The sequence below is a fragment of the Brevibacterium sp. H602 genome (assembly GCF_051172395.1).
GTDB lineage: Bacteria > Actinomycetota > Actinomycetes > Actinomycetales > Brevibacteriaceae > Brevibacterium.
In genome coordinates, this window is sequence record NZ_JBPIZD010000018.1 from 33,441 (window position 1) to 48,808 (window position 15,368).

12 protein-coding genes are annotated in these 15,368 nt (G+C 66.3%); 4 read left to right on the top strand and 8 right to left on the bottom strand.

From position 1 onward, the window contains the following. From ACSBQT_RS13535 to ACSBQT_RS13560, 6 genes are read right to left on the bottom strand one after another with little or no spacing between them, the layout of a single operon-like run. Window positions 1-1,299 (bottom strand): alkylhydroperoxidase domain protein, encoded by a 1,299-nt coding sequence (locus tag ACSBQT_RS13535; protein ID WP_410710826.1) that lies wholly within the window; start codon window positions 1,297-1,299, stop codon window positions 1-3. A gap of 1 nt (window position 1,300) precedes the next feature. Next, window positions 1,301-2,368 carry a putative FMN-dependent luciferase-like monooxygenase gene (locus tag ACSBQT_RS13540; RefSeq protein ID WP_435001915.1) on the bottom strand — a complete coding sequence of 356 codons (1,068 nt, stop codon included), beginning with the start codon at window positions 2,366-2,368 and terminating at the stop codon, window positions 1,301-1,303. A gap of 5 nt (window positions 2,369-2,373) precedes the next feature. After that, window positions 2,374-4,068 carry a dipeptide ABC transporter ATP-binding protein gene (locus ACSBQT_RS13545; RefSeq protein ID WP_410710824.1) on the bottom strand — a complete coding sequence of 565 codons (1,695 nt, stop codon included), beginning with the start codon at window positions 4,066-4,068 and terminating at the stop codon, window positions 2,374-2,376. Continuing rightward, a complete protein-coding gene (locus ACSBQT_RS13550; protein WP_410710823.1) occupies window positions 4,065-4,925 on the bottom strand; it encodes an ABC transporter permease in 861 nt (286 codons plus the stop codon). Before ACSBQT_RS13550 ends, ACSBQT_RS13545 begins: the two co-directional genes overlap by 4 nt. Further along, window positions 4,922-6,001: an ABC transporter permease gene (locus ACSBQT_RS13555; RefSeq protein ID WP_410710822.1), complete on the bottom strand. Its 1,080-nt coding sequence runs from the start codon at window positions 5,999-6,001 to the stop codon at window positions 4,922-4,924. The genes ACSBQT_RS13550 and ACSBQT_RS13555 overlap by 4 nt, the downstream gene beginning before the upstream one ends. Next, window positions 5,998-7,719, bottom strand: coding sequence for a TIGR04028 family ABC transporter substrate-binding protein (locus tag ACSBQT_RS13560; protein WP_410710821.1), 1,722 nt, complete (start codon window positions 7,717-7,719; stop codon window positions 5,998-6,000). Before ACSBQT_RS13560 ends, ACSBQT_RS13555 begins: the two co-directional genes overlap by 4 nt. Window positions 7,720-7,909: 190 nt before the next feature. Between ACSBQT_RS13560 and ACSBQT_RS13565 the strand changes: the two genes are divergently transcribed. The 3 genes from ACSBQT_RS13565 to ACSBQT_RS13575 all read left to right on the top strand — a co-directional run bounded on the left by ACSBQT_RS13565 (window position 7,910) and on the right by ACSBQT_RS13575 (window position 10,146). Then, window positions 7,910-8,611 (top strand): VOC family protein, encoded by a 702-nt coding sequence (locus tag ACSBQT_RS13565; protein ID WP_410710820.1) that lies wholly within the window; start codon window positions 7,910-7,912, stop codon window positions 8,609-8,611. Beyond that, window positions 8,599-9,267, top strand: coding sequence for a VOC family protein (locus ACSBQT_RS13570; protein WP_410710819.1), 669 nt, complete (start codon window positions 8,599-8,601; stop codon window positions 9,265-9,267). Before ACSBQT_RS13565 ends, ACSBQT_RS13570 begins: the two co-directional genes overlap by 13 nt. Window positions 9,268-9,372: 105 nt before the next feature. Further along, window positions 9,373-10,146: a DUF3152 domain-containing protein gene (locus tag ACSBQT_RS13575; RefSeq protein ID WP_410710818.1), complete on the top strand. Its 774-nt coding sequence runs from the start codon at window positions 9,373-9,375 to the stop codon at window positions 10,144-10,146. An 88-nt stretch (window positions 10,147-10,234) separates the two neighbouring features. Here ACSBQT_RS13575 and ACSBQT_RS13580 read toward each other — a convergent pair whose 3' ends face one another. Then, on the bottom strand, window positions 10,235-11,983 hold the full coding sequence (locus ACSBQT_RS13580) for a DHA2 family efflux MFS transporter permease subunit (RefSeq protein WP_410710817.1): 1,749 nt from the start codon (window positions 11,981-11,983) through the stop codon (window positions 10,235-10,237). Beyond that, a complete protein-coding gene (locus ACSBQT_RS13585; protein ID WP_410710816.1) occupies window positions 11,980-12,630 on the bottom strand; it encodes a TetR/AcrR family transcriptional regulator in 651 nt (216 codons plus the stop codon). The genes ACSBQT_RS13580 and ACSBQT_RS13585 overlap by 4 nt, the downstream gene beginning before the upstream one ends. 176 nt (window positions 12,631-12,806) lie before the next feature. Between ACSBQT_RS13585 and ACSBQT_RS13590 the strand changes: the two genes are divergently transcribed. Next, on the top strand, window positions 12,807-15,356 hold the full coding sequence (locus tag ACSBQT_RS13590) for an ATP-dependent Clp protease ATP-binding subunit (RefSeq protein WP_410710815.1): 2,550 nt from the start codon (window positions 12,807-12,809) through the stop codon (window positions 15,354-15,356). Window positions 15,357-15,368 lie beyond the last annotated feature (12 nt).

The window sequence follows — 15,368 nt, forward strand, 5'->3', positions numbered from 1 at the left end:
CTACTTCAGCACCTCGGGTTCGCCGAGGGAGAGCATCAGCCGGTTCGCCCAATTGAAGAAGGCGGCACAGCTGAGTGCGTCGATGATGTCGCCGTCTTCCAGACCCGCCGCACGCAGTTCCTTCACGTTCTGGGTTCCGAAGGCCTGCGGGGTCAGGGTGAGCGCGACCGAGGCGTCGACGACGGCGTCCCACACCTGATCGCCGAGGTGGCTCTGCGTGCCGATTCCGTCGTCGAGGAGGCGCTGGACAACGTCCCGACGCCCGGATTCCTCGGTGGCCCGATCGGCGTGGACCGACGCACAGAACAGGCACCCGTTGAGCCGCGAGGCTGCGGTCGCAGCGAGTTCGCGTTCGGCCCGGCCGAGCCCGTCGGTGGTGTTGAAGAAGATGTCGAAGTCGGTCAGGGTCCGTGCCTTGAGCGCGGCAGGATCGCGTGCGAGCAGCCGGAAGTAGGGGTTCTTCGCCCGTCCCGCCTCGACGAGCGCATCCCGTTGGACGTCGCTGAGGTCCGCCTCGGCGACGGGCGCGATCCACGGCACCCATCCGAGCCCGCCCTGTTGGAACAGTTCGGGACGGTGGAGATCCGGATACGTCTTCACCTGGTCCCCGACGTCTCGCAGTGCCTGCTCCGCCCTCGCCGAGGTGGGGCTGTCGTCGGCCTCGTGTGAGGACGGGGCGGCGTCGGCCGGGGCTTGAGTCGCAGAGGCCGCATCGGTGAGTACGGCGAGTCCGGTGCTGATGCGGATCTGGAAGTTGAGGAACGACACGAGCTGAGCGAGAGTGACGATGCCGTCCTCGTCCCAACCCGCCTCGAGCAGAAGTGCCAGGTGACCCGGGCGGCTGTCGCGCGGATGGAGGACGAGAAGATGAGCGAATTCGAGTCCTGCCGTCAGCTTCTCACCGAGTCTCTTCGCCGTCGCCCCGGCGGCAGTCAACCACGGCCCGGGAACGTTCTCCTCAGCTAACGCTGCGGATTCGAAGATTCCGTAGGGACCAGCGGTGCCGGCCGGCGCAGTCGCCTCGTCGAGGAGTTCGGCGACCGCCCAGGACACGGACTCGTCTTCGTCACGCAGGAGATCACGGTAGAACTCCTCGGCCCGCGCGGAACCGAGCAGACCCGCGGTGAACGCGGCGACCGCATAACGGTCGCGGAAGCTCACGCTCTTCGGATCGGCGGGTTCGAGCAGAGCCTCGAAGCTCAGCTGCGCGTTCTCCTTCGCCTGTGCCCGGTGGCCGCGCAGCTCATCGAGAGGATCGTTCGCCGCGATTCCGGCGAGGAGGTTGATGATATCTGGCATCTCAGTGCACCTTCTCCTTGGTCACGGAGAACCCGAGGGCGGGGGCCACCTCGGTGGCCAGCAGTTCGATGGACCGCAGAGCGGTCTCGTTCGTCGCCGGAACCGAGTGCACCTGGAAGCTGACGTCGGTGGCCCGGTCGAGGACGCGGTCATGCTGCAGGCGTTCGCTCACCTGCTCGGGCGTGCCGAGGTAGGTGTCGGTGGCGATGAGGAGCTCATCGAGGGTCAGTGACGAGGTGTCATAGCCGACGAGGCGGTCGGCCTCGGCCCGCAGCGCTGGCTCGGTGATCTCGCGCAGCCGGGGCAGATCCTCTGCGTCGGCGACCACGGCGGTGCGGGAGGCGAGGACGCGCGGTTCGGCCCCCGCGGGCAGCTGGGAGAGATAGTTGTCGATGACCGGCAGCTGCACCTCGTCGAGGCGTGCCGCCGGATTGTCCTGGGGCCGCGGCTGGGTCCGCGAGAGCATGAGACCGTCACCGGCAGCCCCGGCCGCACCGGCACCGCCTGAGGAGAACGTCGCCTGCCACAGTCGTCGCTCGAGGCTCGGACGCTGCCCCGCGGGAGCAGGGTAGAGACCGTGGTCGGTGGGCAGCCGGTCGCCTGAGAACAGTGTGCGCAGGGTCGCGAGATTGTCGGCGAAGACCTCACGACGCTCATCGAAGCTCGTGCCGAAGGCGGGGAACGACTTCGGGTTCCCGCCCGAACCCAGCCCGATCTCGAGGCGACCGTCGGAGAGTTCGTCGAGGACGGCGGCGTCTTCGGCCACGCGCACGGCATTCTCCATCGGCAGGGTGATGATCGCGGTGCCCAAATTGATCCGGGTGGTGCGGGCAGCGGCGTGGGAGAGGAAGACGAGCGGGGAGGGCAGTCCGCCCTCGGCCGCGGAGAAGTGGTGCTGGGCGACCCAGGCCGAATGGAAGCCGAAGTCCTCGGCTGCCTCGATCTGTTCGAGGGCGAAGCGATAGCGGTCTGCGGCTGGGGCGTCTTCGAGCAGGCGGGTGAAGAATCCGAGCTTCGGTCCGGTTGCCTGAGCGTCGGTGGCCTGAGTGCCGGTGGATTGAGGGGTCATGGTTCTCAGCTTTCTGCTGCTGCGGTGAGCAGGGTCGGGGTTGCCGGTCGATTGTTCGCAGGCGCTGCATTGACCGACAGCGTCGCGGGACGGGGGATCGCCTCGAGCAGAGTGCGTGTGTAGACAGAGCGGGGGCGAGTGAAGATCTCTTCGGTCGCGCCGTCGTCGACGAGGTGTCCGTGCGACATCACGGACACCGTATCAGCGATCTGGCGGACGACGGCGAGATCATGGGTGATGAAGACGTAGGTCAGACCGAGTTCCTGCTGGAGCTCGTCGAGCAGGGTGAGGATCTGCGCCTGCACGGTCACGTCGAGAGCGGAGACGGCTTCGTCGAAGACGACGAGTTCGGGTTCGACGATGAGGGCGCGGGCGATCGCCACTCGCTGCAGCTGTCCGCCGGAGAGTTCGGCGGGACGCCGATCGAGGAAGTCGGCAGGCAGCGCCACCCGGTCCATCGCTTCGGTCACGAGCCGCGGTCGGGAGGCGCGATCGCCGAGGCGGAAGTTGCGCAGCGGCTCCGTCAGCGTCGACCGGATCGAATGCTTGGGATCGAGAGCGGAGAACGGGTTCTGATGGACGAGCTGCACGGTGCGCCGGAACTCCCGCAGCCGCTGCCGTGAGGGACGACCGCGTCCGAGCTCCGCAGCATCGAAGTCGCCGATGCGCACATGCCCGGACTGCGGGGTGAGGAACCCGGACAGCGCCTTGCCCGTGGTGGTCTTGCCCGAGCCGGACTCGCCGACGAGACCGTGCGTGGTCCCGCGCGCGACGGTGAAGTCCACACCCTCGATGCCGGTGATCCGATCATCCGTACGGTCGAAGACATGGGTGAGCGATTCGACGGAGACGAACGGGTCTGTGGACTCCCTGGTCGCCTCGGCGCGGGCAGTTCGTGCCTTTGTCTGCAGTGCGGGAGCATCGGCGATGAGACGGGTGGTGTAATCGGTGGCCGGGTCGGAGAAGACCCGTCCGGCCGGCCCCGTTTCGACGATGCGCCCGCCCTGCATGACCACGACCTCGTCGGCGCGTTCACCGGCGACGGCGAGATCATGGGTGATGAAGAGGATGCCCATCCCGGTCTCGGTGCGCAGTTCGTCGAGGAGGTCGAGCACCTGCTTCTGGACGGTGACGTCGAGGGCGGAAGTGGGTTCATCGGCGATGAGCAGGCGCGGACGCAGCGCGATGGCCGCAGCGATGAGCACACGCTGCCGCATCCCGCCCGAGAGCTCGTGCGGGAACTGATCGGCCCGCTTCTCCGGCTGGTCGATGCCGACCCGGTCCAGCAGCTCGACGACCTGGGCGCGAGCCTCGGCGCGGCCCGCGCGACGGTGGATGCGCAGCGCCTCGGCGACGGATTTCCCGATCGTCTGCAGCGGATTGAGCGAGGACCCCGGGTCCTGCGGGACATAGCCGATCTGGGAACCGCGCACACCGCGCCAACCGGAGGTGCCCAGGCTGAGCAGATCAACCTCGCCGAGGCGGATCCGCCCGGCCGCGACCCTGGCCGAGGAGGGAAGGAGACCGATGACGGCGTTCGCCGTCGTCGACTTCCCCGAACCTGACTCGCCGACCACGGCGGTCATCGAACCGGGACGGACCGCGAGATCGAGCTCGCTCACGGCCGGTGCCGCGGAGCCGCCTCGGTGGGAGTATTCGACGGACAGGCCGTCGATGCGCAGCAGTGAGGAGTCGGTCATGATGTCACCTTTCGCAGGGTGTTGCCGATCTGGTGGGTGGCGAGCACGATGGCCATGACCACGAGGCCGGGCAGCACTGTCAGCCACCAGGCGGTGGCGACGAAATTGCGGCCTTCAGCGATGATGAGGCCCCATTCGGGGGTGGGCGGCGGGGTGCCGTAGCCGAGGAACCCGAGCGTGGAGATCTGCAGGATCGCCGAACCGACCTGGAGGACCGCCAAGGACAGCACGGGCGAGATCGAATTCGGGAGGATATGGCGGACGAGGACGGTGAAGAAGGTGCCGCCGGAGCCGTAGGCAGCGGCCACGAAGTCGCTCGTATTGACCTGCACCGCCTGCGACCGGGCGAGACGGGCGAACTGGGCGATGGCCGTGACCCCGACGGCGATGGCCGCGTTGATCGTGCCGAATCCCAGGACGACGACGATCGAGAGGCTGAGCAGGATCGCGGGGATGGACAGCAGCACGTCGATCAGGCGCATGAGCACATCGTCGACGAGTCCGCGGCGGGTGCCGGCGATGAGTCCGATCGTGGTGCCGACGATGAGCCCGACCCCGACGGCCACGAGCGCGGCCAGCAGGGACTGGGAGGCGCCGTAGACGACTCGGGTGAAGGCATCGCGGCCGGTCTGGTCGGTGCCGAACCAATGCTCGAGGCTCGGGGCCAGAAGGGCAGGGGTGTTTCCGCCGTCGTTGGGATCGTAGTGGGTGAAGAGACCGGGGAACAGCGCCCAGGCGATGGCGATGAGCAGGACCAGAGCGGAGGCGATGGTGGCCGGGGTGATCGCGGCGCGTGCCCGGCCGCCGCGTGCGCGCCGGGACTCGGTGACCTGGCCGCGGGTGAAGACGATGCTCATGAGTTCTTCTCCTTCGTCTCGTCATCCCAGTCGAGGTCGACGCCGACGCTGGCCGCGGATGCCGTGAGAGCGCGACGTGTCGGTTCGTCGTGGCTGCGCAGTGGCCTGCCCGCCGAGGCGGTGCTGCGTTTCGTGCGCAGACGGACGTCGATGACGGGATAGAGAAGGTCGACTGCGAGATTGATGATGACGTAGCCGAAGGTGGCGATGACCACGACGGCCAGCAGGATCGGATTGTCCCGGTGGGTGACGGCCTGGGCGGTGATCAGCCCGATGCCGTTGCGGCCGAACACGGTTTCGGTGACCACGGCGCCGGCGACGAGTTCGCCGAAGACGAGCCCGATGATCGTCAGCCCCGGCAGCACCGCATTGCGGGCGACGGTGTGGACGAGGATCCACAGTTCGGAGGCGCCCTTCGCGGTGGTGACCTTGACGAAGCCGGAGGCCTGCACCTCGGTGATGGAGCGGATGAGCACCTGGGCGATCGGGGCCGAGAGCGGAACCGCCACGGTCAGGGTCGGCAGCACGAGCGCTTCGGCGGGGCCGGGATTGACGACGGAGACGACGCCGAGCTGGAAGGAGAAGACCTGGATGAGCAGGATTCCGAGCCAGAACACCGGGATGGAGATGAACAGACTGGGCACCGAGTCGAGGATCCGGCGCACCCGAGCAGTCGGCCCGGTGGACGGTCCGAAGGTGGCGAAGACGGCGATGATCACGGCGAGGACGAGGGCGGTGACGAACCCGGAGGCCGCGAGCACTGCGGTCGACGGCAGAGCCGCAGCGATGCTCGTCGACACGGCCGCGCCGGTCTGGACCGAATAGCCGAAGTCGCCGGTGAGGAACCCGGTGAGGCTGGTGAGGTACTTGCCGAACCAGGAGTCGTCGGCGCCGGTGGCGTTTCGGATCTCGGCGATCTGGTCGTTGGACAGGCCCAGTGCGGGATCGGCGAAGCGGGCGGTGACGCCGTCTCCGGGGATGAGGCTGAGCAGGATGAATGCCGCGGTGAACGCGAGCAGCAGCACGAGGACCGCCTGGCCCAGGCGCAGGAGGAGGTAGCGGGTGTCGAGGATCATTTCTCTCCTGCCAGCCAGGTGCTGTAGAAGTCGGGGCGGCCCACGGGTTCGGTGGTGAAGCCGTGGACGCGGCGGCGGAATGCGAAGACCTGTGGTTCTTCGAAGAACGGCAGCACATAGGCCTGGTCGACGAGGTAGTTCTGGACCGCCTCGGCGGCCTCCTGCCGTTTCTCATGGTTCGGTTCGGACGCCAGCGTTTCGAGGAGTTCGTCGATCTTCGGGTCGACCGAATCGTCGTCGGCGTCCGCGCGGTCGACTCCGTTGAGGAAGACGTCGCGATTGACCGAGGAGTAGTTCGAGCGCAGATTGTCGAAGTCGGCGCGGGCGACCATCGAGTGGTAGATCTGCACGGTGTCGAGTTCGAGGGCGTCGAGCGTCTGCTTCGACTGGTCCCCGGGGTTGATCGACAGGCGTACCCCCACGCGGCGCAGCTGCTGTTGGATGAGGGTCTGGACCTCGTTCGACCGCGGCTGCGGCAGTGCGATATTCACCGTCAGCGCCAGCGGAGTTCCGTCCTTGACGCGGTAGCCCTGCCCGTTGCGCTCGCTCCAGCCGGCCTGGTCGAGGAGGCGGTTCGCCTTGTCCGGGTCGAAGTCCCATGATCCGGACTGGTCGGTGTAGCCCATGGCGCCCTTGGCCAGCAGGCCGGTGGCCAGCGGGTAGTTCGGGGTGAAGAGCTTGTCGACGATCTCCTGTCGATCGATGGCGGCGATGAGCGCTCGCCGGACGTCGATGTCGCCCAGCAGGTCGTGGCGGAACCGGAAGTTGATGCTGTTGTTGATTCCGTTCGTCGCCTTCGCATAGAGGCGCAGCCCCTGTTCGGTGACACGCGACTCATCCGGTGCCTGGACATCACGGACGCCGTCTGCCTGCCCGGAGAGCACGGCTCCGATGCGCACGGAGTATTCGTTGTTCGTCAGGTAGTCGATGCCGTCGAGGTGGGCCCGGCCCTGATGCTTCAGGTGCGGGGGCGCCCAGTCGTAGTCCTCGCGGGCACGGACGGAGAGCTTCGTGCCGATGGTCTCGTCAGTGATGTGGAAGGGCCCGCAGGTGTGGATCTGCGTGGCTCCGCCCGGGCCGAAGCCTTCGGCGTCGAGGTCGAGAGTGGAATCGGCGAGCAGCCCCGCGTTCATCGTCGACGTCGCCTGCGCGAAACCAGGGGAGGGGGCGGAGAAGTGGAACCGGACCCGATTTCCGTCGAGGACTTCGCTGCGTTCATAGTTCGAGATCTGCTCGGACACCGGCAGCGTGCGGGCTTCGTCGCCGCGACCGAAGAGGTCGAAGTTCTTCGCCACATTCTCCGGTGTCAGCGGCGAACCGTCCGAATAGGTCACGCCCTTGCGGATGGTGAAGGTGTAGGTCGTGGCGTCGGCGTCGGTCTCCGGCAAGTCCGTGGCCAGCCACGGATGGAGCTCGAGGGTCTCGGGATCCTGCCACAGCAGGCGTGCCGAGATGTTGTTCATGATTCCGCCGTTGGGGTAGAAGCCGACCGACGGCGGGTAGAGCAGAGTCCAGGTCTGGGGTTCGAAGTAGGTGAGCACCCCGCCGCGGACGGGTTCGCCCTCGGCCAAGGAACCTGAGTCATGGGGAGTGCAGGCGCTGAGGGTGAGCAGAGTGCCGAAACCGAGACCGAGGCTCAGTACCGAGCGGCGGTCGAGGCGTCGGTCGGTCAGGCGCTGAGTCAGACGCGCTGAGGTGGAGAGACGGTGATCCGTCATGGGACGTCCTTCGGGCAAGAGGAATGGAACAGAGGGAATTGAGCCGGATAGTTCAACAATATACGGACATTGCGATTGCCGTTGACGGCAGGCAACGGCAGTGTCCGGCGCGGGGCCCGAGGTGGATGTGCATGCCTTGAGTTAAGCGCATCCGTGCAATCCGCGTCAATCCGGGGCTTAATATTGAGACATGTTGAACACATCGAGTTTCGATCATCTGGTGATCGCCGTTCCCGACCTTGAGAAATATGTTGAGCAATCAGCGGATCTTCTGGGGGTGAAAGCGATCGACGGTGGGGCCCATCCGGGGTTGGGTACAGCCAATGCGCTGCTCGGGCTCGAGCTCGACGATGACCTCACCGAGTCCCTCGGACTCGCGCGTCCACGTGGTGCGAACCCGCTCACATACCTCGAGATCCTCGGCCCCGACCCCGAGCAGGACCCGGCACTCGCGGCAGGGCGCTTGGCCGGGATCACGGCACCGACCGTGCAGCGGTGGGCGATCCGTCCGGACGATTTCGACGGCGTCGTCACGGCAGCTGCGCGGTCACGGGAACCGCGCGTCGACCTCGGCGAGGTCCATGACATGACCCGACGCCGACCGGACGGGGTGGTCCTCGATTGGCGCCTGACCAGGCGCACCCCACTGCCGTGGTCGGGAATCCAGCCGTTCCTCATCGATTGGAAGGACTCCGAGCATCCGGCGAGCCAGGAGATGCCGTGGGTCCGCCTCGAGAAGCTGTGGGCCGCGAGTGACGAGCCTGCTGCGGTCGGTTCGGTCCTCGACTTCTTCGGCATCGCTCTCGACATCATTGCCCCAGGCCGCCAAGAGGGGGAGACTGAGGGCCTACACGCTCATCTGAAAGGTCCGGGTGGATCATGGACTCTCTGAACACCATTCCCGCGCAGCTCGACCACCTCATCATCACGGTGCCCGACCTCGAGGCCGGGGTCGCCGCCGTGGAAGAGGCCACCGGGGTGCGTGCGGTTCCCGGCGGTTCGCACCCGGGGCGAGGGACCGCGAACTCTCTGCTCGGGCTCACCCCGAATGGTTGGCCGGAGGGAGCCCACACCTACCTCGAGATCCTCGGCCCCGACCCGCAGCAGGTGCCGCCCGCTGACGGGACCTTGCCGCTCGACGCTCATCTGGCCGCCGAGCCGACCCTGCAGACCTGGGCCATCCATCCGCCGGCGTTCCTCGCGAAGATCGCGGCCGCGAACTCCGCGGGCATCGACTTCGGCGAGGTCCAGGACATGGCTCGCGACACTGCCGAGGGTGACCGCCTCGAATGGCGGCTGACCACGCGTTCCCCGCTGCCGCACTCAGGTGCGCAGCCGTTTCTCATCGACTGGGGCGAATCCGTGCATCCCGCCGAGGCGGCCCTGCCCACCCTCGAACTGCTCGAATTCCGTGTGGAATCGCCCGAGCCCGAGGCGGCGCGGGAGGTGCTCGAGGTGCTCGGGGCCGGTGACACCACGGTGGTCGAGGGGCCGGACTGCCGTCTGCGTGCCAGATTGCGCGGACCCGGCGGCGTGCTCGAGTTCTGATCACTCGCCGAGAAACGGGCTGAGTGTCGAGACACGGGTGTGTGCGCACGTTTCTCGACACGCAGCCCGTTTCTCGATGAATCGGCAGGAGATAGACTCACAGGCGTGCTCAGTCGAACCCGTCTTGTCTCCCGTCCACGCCTCCGCACCCTGACCTCGCTTGCCGCTGTCTCGCTGATCGTCGGGCTGAGCGCCTGCGCGCCCGCCGCCGACGAAGAGACCCGGCCGACTCCGAAGGCAGCCGAAACGCAGGCCGCCTCGCCGGGCCCGAGCGGCTCAGCCACCGAAACCAGCGAGCCCACCGAGACCGCGAACGTCGAGGACGCCGGAGCGGCCGGAGTCAGCGAAGGCGATATCGACACCCACGGCAGCGGCAGATGGGACCGGCCGAAAGAGGAGACCGGACCCAACCGCGACGAGGGCAAGACGTTCAAAGTTGCCCTGCGCGTCGAGGACAACCTGCCCATCAACGTCGATGAGGCCGGCGACTTCATCATCAAGACCCTCCAGGACGAACGCGGCTGGCAGGACATGGACGACGTCTCCATCGAGCTCGTCGATGAAGGTCAGGACACGATGATCTCCATCGCCAGCCCCGATACCGTCGACGAGATGTGTCTGCCGCTGCGGACCCTGGGCAAACTCTCGTGTCGCAACGGACCCAACGTCATCCTCAACGCCAAGCGCTGGGTCTCGGCCACCGAAGAGTTCGACGACATCGTCCAGTACCGGCAGTACCTCATCAACCACGAGGTCGGTCACGCCCTCGGCCACGGCCACGAATCCTGCCCCGGACCGGGCAAGACCGCCCCGCTCATGCAGCAGCAGACGAAGGGTCTGCAGGGCTGCAAACCGAACGGGTGGCCCTCGAAGAGCTAGTTCCGCGGCAGTCGCGGACAGACTCAGGCCGATACACCGCAGGCCCCGCAATTGCGGGGCCTGCGCTGTCAGTGCGTGGATGTGCGTTTCAATGCTTGGGCGAGCGGGGCCGCAGAGAATAGTCTCCGTTACCCCGCGTGGCCTTCTCGTACTCGATCTCATCGTTGACGGAGCTCGTGCCCGAGGGGGTCAGCGAACCAGGCTGTTCGACGACAGCGATGCTGTCGGTTGCGACGACCTCACGCTGATGGTCCGCCGGGGCACCTGCATCGAGCTTCGTGGCCAGAGCCTTCTCGCGAACGAACATGAGGATGACGGCCGCGATGATTCCCAGCGGGCAGACCCACAGGAAGATCGGCACCAGCGCATCGCTGTACGCATTGACGATGATCGAATGGATCGGATCGGGCAGCGACTTGACCACCTCGGGGGTCAGTGAGTTCGACCCCGTGCCCTTCATCGCCTGGGCGCCCTGAGGTCCCAGGGACTTGATGCCGTCCTCGAGGTTGGATGCCAGCCGCGAGGTGAAGAGCGAACCGATCAGCGACATGCCCAGCGTGCCGCCGATCTGCCGGAAGAAGTTGTTCGACGCCGTCGCCGTGCCGACCATCGCGACCGGGAACGAGTTCTGGACGATGAGCACGAGCATCTGCATCGACAGTCCCAGGCCGAGGCCCAGCACACACAGGCAGCCGATGACGACGAGAACGTTCTGGTCGGCCGTGACGAAGGTCCCCATGAGGAAGAGGGCGACGCCGACGATCGCGCTGCCGAGCACCGGGTACCACTTGTACCGTCCCGTCTTCGAGACGACGAAGCCGATGATGACCGAGCTCGGCAGCATCACGGCCATCATGGGCACCATGAGGAGCCCGGCCTTCGTCGCTTCGATCCCGTGGGCCATCTGCAGGAACGTGGGCATGTACGAGAGGACGCCGAACATGCCGATGGCGATGCACATGCCGGCGATCGTGCAGAGGACGAAGTTCGTGTCCTTGAACACGAACATCGGGATGACGGGTTCGGGCACAGCCTGTTCGACGAAGACGAAGACGACGGCGCTGATGACGGCGATGGCGATGAGTCCGATGATGATCGGATCGTCCCAGTCGTACTGATGTCCGCCCCACGAAGTCGTGAGGATGAGCGCCGAGGTGAATTCGGCGATGAGGATCATGCCCGCGACATCGACATGGCGTTTGACCGACCGGTCCGACTTGGGGACCTTGAGGAAGAGGATGGCGGCGATGAGGGCGAGCACGCCGAACGGCAGGTTGAGGGCGAACGTCCAGCGCCAGCCCGGACCCTCGGTGATCCAGCCGCCGATCAGCGGTCCCGCCACCGAGGTGACCGCGAAGTTCGCTCCCATGATGCCCATGTACGGGCCGCGCTTGCGAGCCGGCACAACCGCGGCGATGAGAGCCTGCGAGAGGATGATGAGACCGCCGCCGCCGAGGCCTTGAATGACGCGTGCGGTGATGAGGACGGCCATGTTGTGGGCCAGGAAGCCGACGACCGAACCGAGGATGAACATGCAGATGGCGAAGATGAAGATCTTCTTCCGGTTGAACGAATCGCCCAGCTTGCCGTAGATCGGCATCATGATCGTCGACGCCAGCATGAACGCCGTCGAGACCCACAGCATCTGGTCGACGCCGTTGAGGTCGCCGACGATGGTCGGCAGGGCCGTGGCCAGCATGGTCTGGTTGAGCGAGAACATGAACATTGCCAGCATCAGGCCGGTGAACAGCAGGATCACCGACGAGGTCTCGATCTCCGGCTCCTCCTCGGCGCCGTGCTGCCTCTCGGCAGCGGGCTCAGTGGCGGTAGTGGTCATTTCAGCCTTTCTAAGAGGGTCAGGAACAGTTCGATCGAGGAGGTGAACGCCTGGTCCACTCGCTCGTCGTCCAATTCGTGTTCGGTGTCGAACCGCGCAGAGGCGAAAGCATGCTCGAGCGGGATGCTGCACAGCTGCGCGAGCATCCGCGTGGCCCGTGCGGCGGTGTCGTCATCGGCAAAGGTGATTCCGCGACGTTCGACCCGCCGGCGGATGCCGGTGATGATCTGCTCGGAGTAGTGCCGCTTCGTCTCCATGCTGAGCATGCCGAGGTGCGGATGCCGAGCCTGGATCGCGCGCAGCTTCTGCTTGTTCGCCGACCGCGGCAGCAGGAATTCGAACGCGGCGCGGATGGTGAAGGAGAGATCCTCCACCAGACGCTCGCGCCGGGGCTCGAAGTCCTCGATGAATCGCTGCAGAGCGGCGGCGATATCGTCAGAGGTCGTCAGTCCGACGATCGCCATCTCCTTGGTGGGGAAATAGTTGAAGAACGTGCGCGTCGAGACCTCCGCAGCTTCCGCGATCCGAGCCACGGTCACCTCGTCGAGCCCATGATCGAAGACGAGATCGACGGCCGCGGCGTGGATGGACGCGCGGCGCTCACGGGTCTGACGCTCGCGCAGGGATTCGGTCGGTTCGGAACTCACCAGAAAATTATGCACCTCTTGCAAATTTGCACCAAATGCAGAAATGCATCCGATGCATTTCTCGACGGTGATGTTGTTCACACTCCGTCGTCGGGCGGGCGACAGGTGGGAATATATGTCCGCATCCACCTGTTGATTGAGTCGTATACGCTCAACTTTGAAAGAGGAGGTCAGCTTTGGCCACATTCTTCGGACCCGCAGGCTCGGGCGGAGACTCGTTCGACGAGTTCCTCGCTCGTTTCCTCCAGGGACAGACCGGAGCCCGCCGAGGCCGTTCCGTCGACATCAACCGACTGCTGAGCAAGCGCAGCCACGAGGTCATCGAAGCGGCCGCGGAGTTCGCAGGACGACACGGTCAGTCCGAGGTCGACGCGCTCCACATCCTGCGCACCATGGTCGATGCCGAACCCGGAATCTCCGCCGTGCGCCAGGCCGGTGCCGATCCCGAGGCCATCGCCCATGCGATCGAAGAGCGCCTTCCGGCTGCAACCGACACCGAGGCGGATTCCACGCCCACACTGACCGGTTCGGCCCAGCGCGCCCTGCTCGACGCCTACCAGGTGGCGCGAGCGTTCGGGTCGACCTACATCGATCCCGAACACATGTTCTTCGCCTTCGTGCTCAACCAGGAGATGCCCGCCGGGCGGATCCTCGCGCAGGCAGGCGTCACCCAGGCCGCGCTGCAGGCCGGTGCCGAGGCGGCCGAAGCCGCAGGGATGCACCCCGGCCAGGAGGCCGAGGGTGAGGACGGTCAGGAATCAGTGCTGGAGAAGTTCGGCACGGACCTCACCGAGCTCGCCGCCGAGGGCAAGCTCGATCCCGTCATCGGCCGCTCGGAGGAGATCGAACAGACGATCGAGATCCTCGCCCGCCGGACGAAGAACAACCCGGTCCTCCTCGGTGAGGCCGGCGTTGGCAAGACCGCGGTCGCCGAAGGCCTCGCTCAGGCCATCCACTCGGGCGAAGTGCCCAAGCAGCTGCAGGGCAAGCGCATCATCGCTCTCGACATGCCCGGAATGCTCGCCGGCACCCGCTACCGCGGTGACTTCGAGGAGCGCCTGACCGGAGCACTCAACGAGATCGCCGATGACGGAGACATGATCGTCTTCGTCGACGAACTCCACACCCTCGTCGGTGCCGGAGGCAACGGCGAGGCGAACTCGATGGACGCCGGCAACATCCTCAAACCGCGCCTGGCCCGCGGCGATCTGCACATGATCGGCGCGACCACGCTCAAGGAGTACCGCACCATCGAGAAGGATTCGGCTCTCGAGCGTCGCTTCCAGCCGGTGACCGTGGGTGAGCCGAGCGTCGAGGATGCGGTGACGATCATCGACGGGCTCAAGGACCGCTACGCGGAGTTCCACGAGGTCACCTACACCGCCGAGGCGGTCCGTGCGGCCGTGGAGCTGTCGAACCGCTACATCACCGACCGCTTCCTGCCGGACAAGGCCATCGACCTCATCGATCAGGCCGGTGCCCGGATGTCGCTCAGGCGCGGACCCGCGGTCGATATCGACGCGCTCAAGCTCAATCTCTCCGAACTCGAAGCGGAGAAGAAGTCCGCTATCGAGGTGGAGGACTACGAGCGTGCCGGCCGTGTCCGCGATGAGATCAACGAGGTGACCGCCCGGATCGAATCCGCCGAGAACCCGGACGCGGAGGCCGCGAAGACCGCTGCCGCCGAGGCGATCATCGGTGAACAGGAGATCGCGCACGTGGTCTCCCGGGCCACCGGAATCCCGGCAGCACGGATGACGCAGAGCCAGAAGGCACGACTGGCGAACATGGAAGAGGTCCTCCACGACCGCGTGGTCGGACAGGATGAAGCCGTGACCGCCGTGTCGCGCGCGATCCGCCGCAGCCAGACCGGTATGGCCGATCCCAATCGGCCCATCGGCAGCTTCCTCTTCCTCGGCCCCACCGGTGTCGGCAAGACTGAGCTGGCGAAGGCTCTGGCGCAGACCCTGTTCGACGACGAGTCGGCCATGATCCGCTTCGATATGAGCGAGTTCGGAGAACGCCACACGGTGTCCCGCCTCGTCGGTGCTCCTCCCGGCTACGTCGGCTACGACGAGGCGGGGCAGCTGACGGAGAAGGTCCGCCGTCGCCCATATTCGGTCATCCTCCTCGACGAGGTCGAGAAGGCCCACCCGGATGCGTTCAACCTGCTGCTGCAGGTCCTCGACGACGGACGGCTCACCGACGGCCAGGGCCGCACGGTCGACTTCCGCAACACCGTGGTCATCATGACCTCGAACCTCGGTTCCGAGTTCATGTCCGGCACTCCGCTGGGCTTCGCCTCCGGTGCTGCGGGAGACGCGGAGAAGGATCTCAAGGCCAAGGTCATGGGTCGCCTCAAGGAGTTCATGCGGCCGGAGTTCATCAACCGCATCGATGACACCGTGATGTTCTCGCGGCTCGACCGTGAGCAGCTGCGGTCCATCGTCGATCAGCAGCTGGCCGCGTCGAAGCAGCGCCTCGAGGCTCAGGGCATCGCCCTCGACGTCTCGGCAGAGGCTCTCGACTGGCTGGCCGACGAAGGGTACGAACCCGAGTTCGGCGCTCGTCCGCTGCGTCGCACGATCCAGCGCGAAGTCGACGACCGCATCGCCGATCTCCTCGTCACCGAGGCGGTCGATGAGGGCGGCACCGTGCGCGCCACTGTCGTCGACGGCGCACTCAAGGTCGTTGCCGGGACCCGCCCGGAGCCGATGATCGCCTGATCATTCGATCGC

Bases quoted from the DNA above. Each gene is read 5' to 3' on its own strand.
- ACSBQT_RS13535 (WP_410710826.1), bottom strand. From the start codon at position 1,299: ATGCCAGATATCATCAACCTCCTCGCCGGAATCGCGGCGAACGATCCT.
- ACSBQT_RS13540 (WP_435001915.1), bottom strand. From the start codon at position 2,368: ATGACCCCTCAATCCACCGGCACTCAGGCCACCGACGCTCAGGCAACC.
- ACSBQT_RS13545 (WP_410710824.1), bottom strand. From the start codon at position 4,068: ATGACCGACTCCTCACTGCTGCGCATCGACGGCCTGTCCGTCGAATAC.
- ACSBQT_RS13550 (WP_410710823.1), bottom strand. From the start codon at position 4,925: ATGAGCATCGTCTTCACCCGCGGCCAGGTCACCGAGTCCCGGCGCGCA.
- ACSBQT_RS13555 (WP_410710822.1), bottom strand. From the start codon at position 6,001: ATGATCCTCGACACCCGCTACCTCCTCCTGCGCCTGGGCCAGGCGGTC.
- ACSBQT_RS13560 (WP_410710821.1), bottom strand. From the start codon at position 7,719: ATGACGGATCACCGTCTCTCCACCTCAGCGCGTCTGACTCAGCGCCTG.
- ACSBQT_RS13565 (WP_410710820.1), top strand. From the start codon at position 7,910: ATGTTGAACACATCGAGTTTCGATCATCTGGTGATCGCCGTTCCCGAC.
- ACSBQT_RS13570 (WP_410710819.1), top strand. From the start codon at position 8,599: ATGGACTCTCTGAACACCATTCCCGCGCAGCTCGACCACCTCATCATC.
- ACSBQT_RS13580 (WP_410710817.1), bottom strand. From the start codon at position 11,983: ATGACCACTACCGCCACTGAGCCCGCTGCCGAGAGGCAGCACGGCGCC.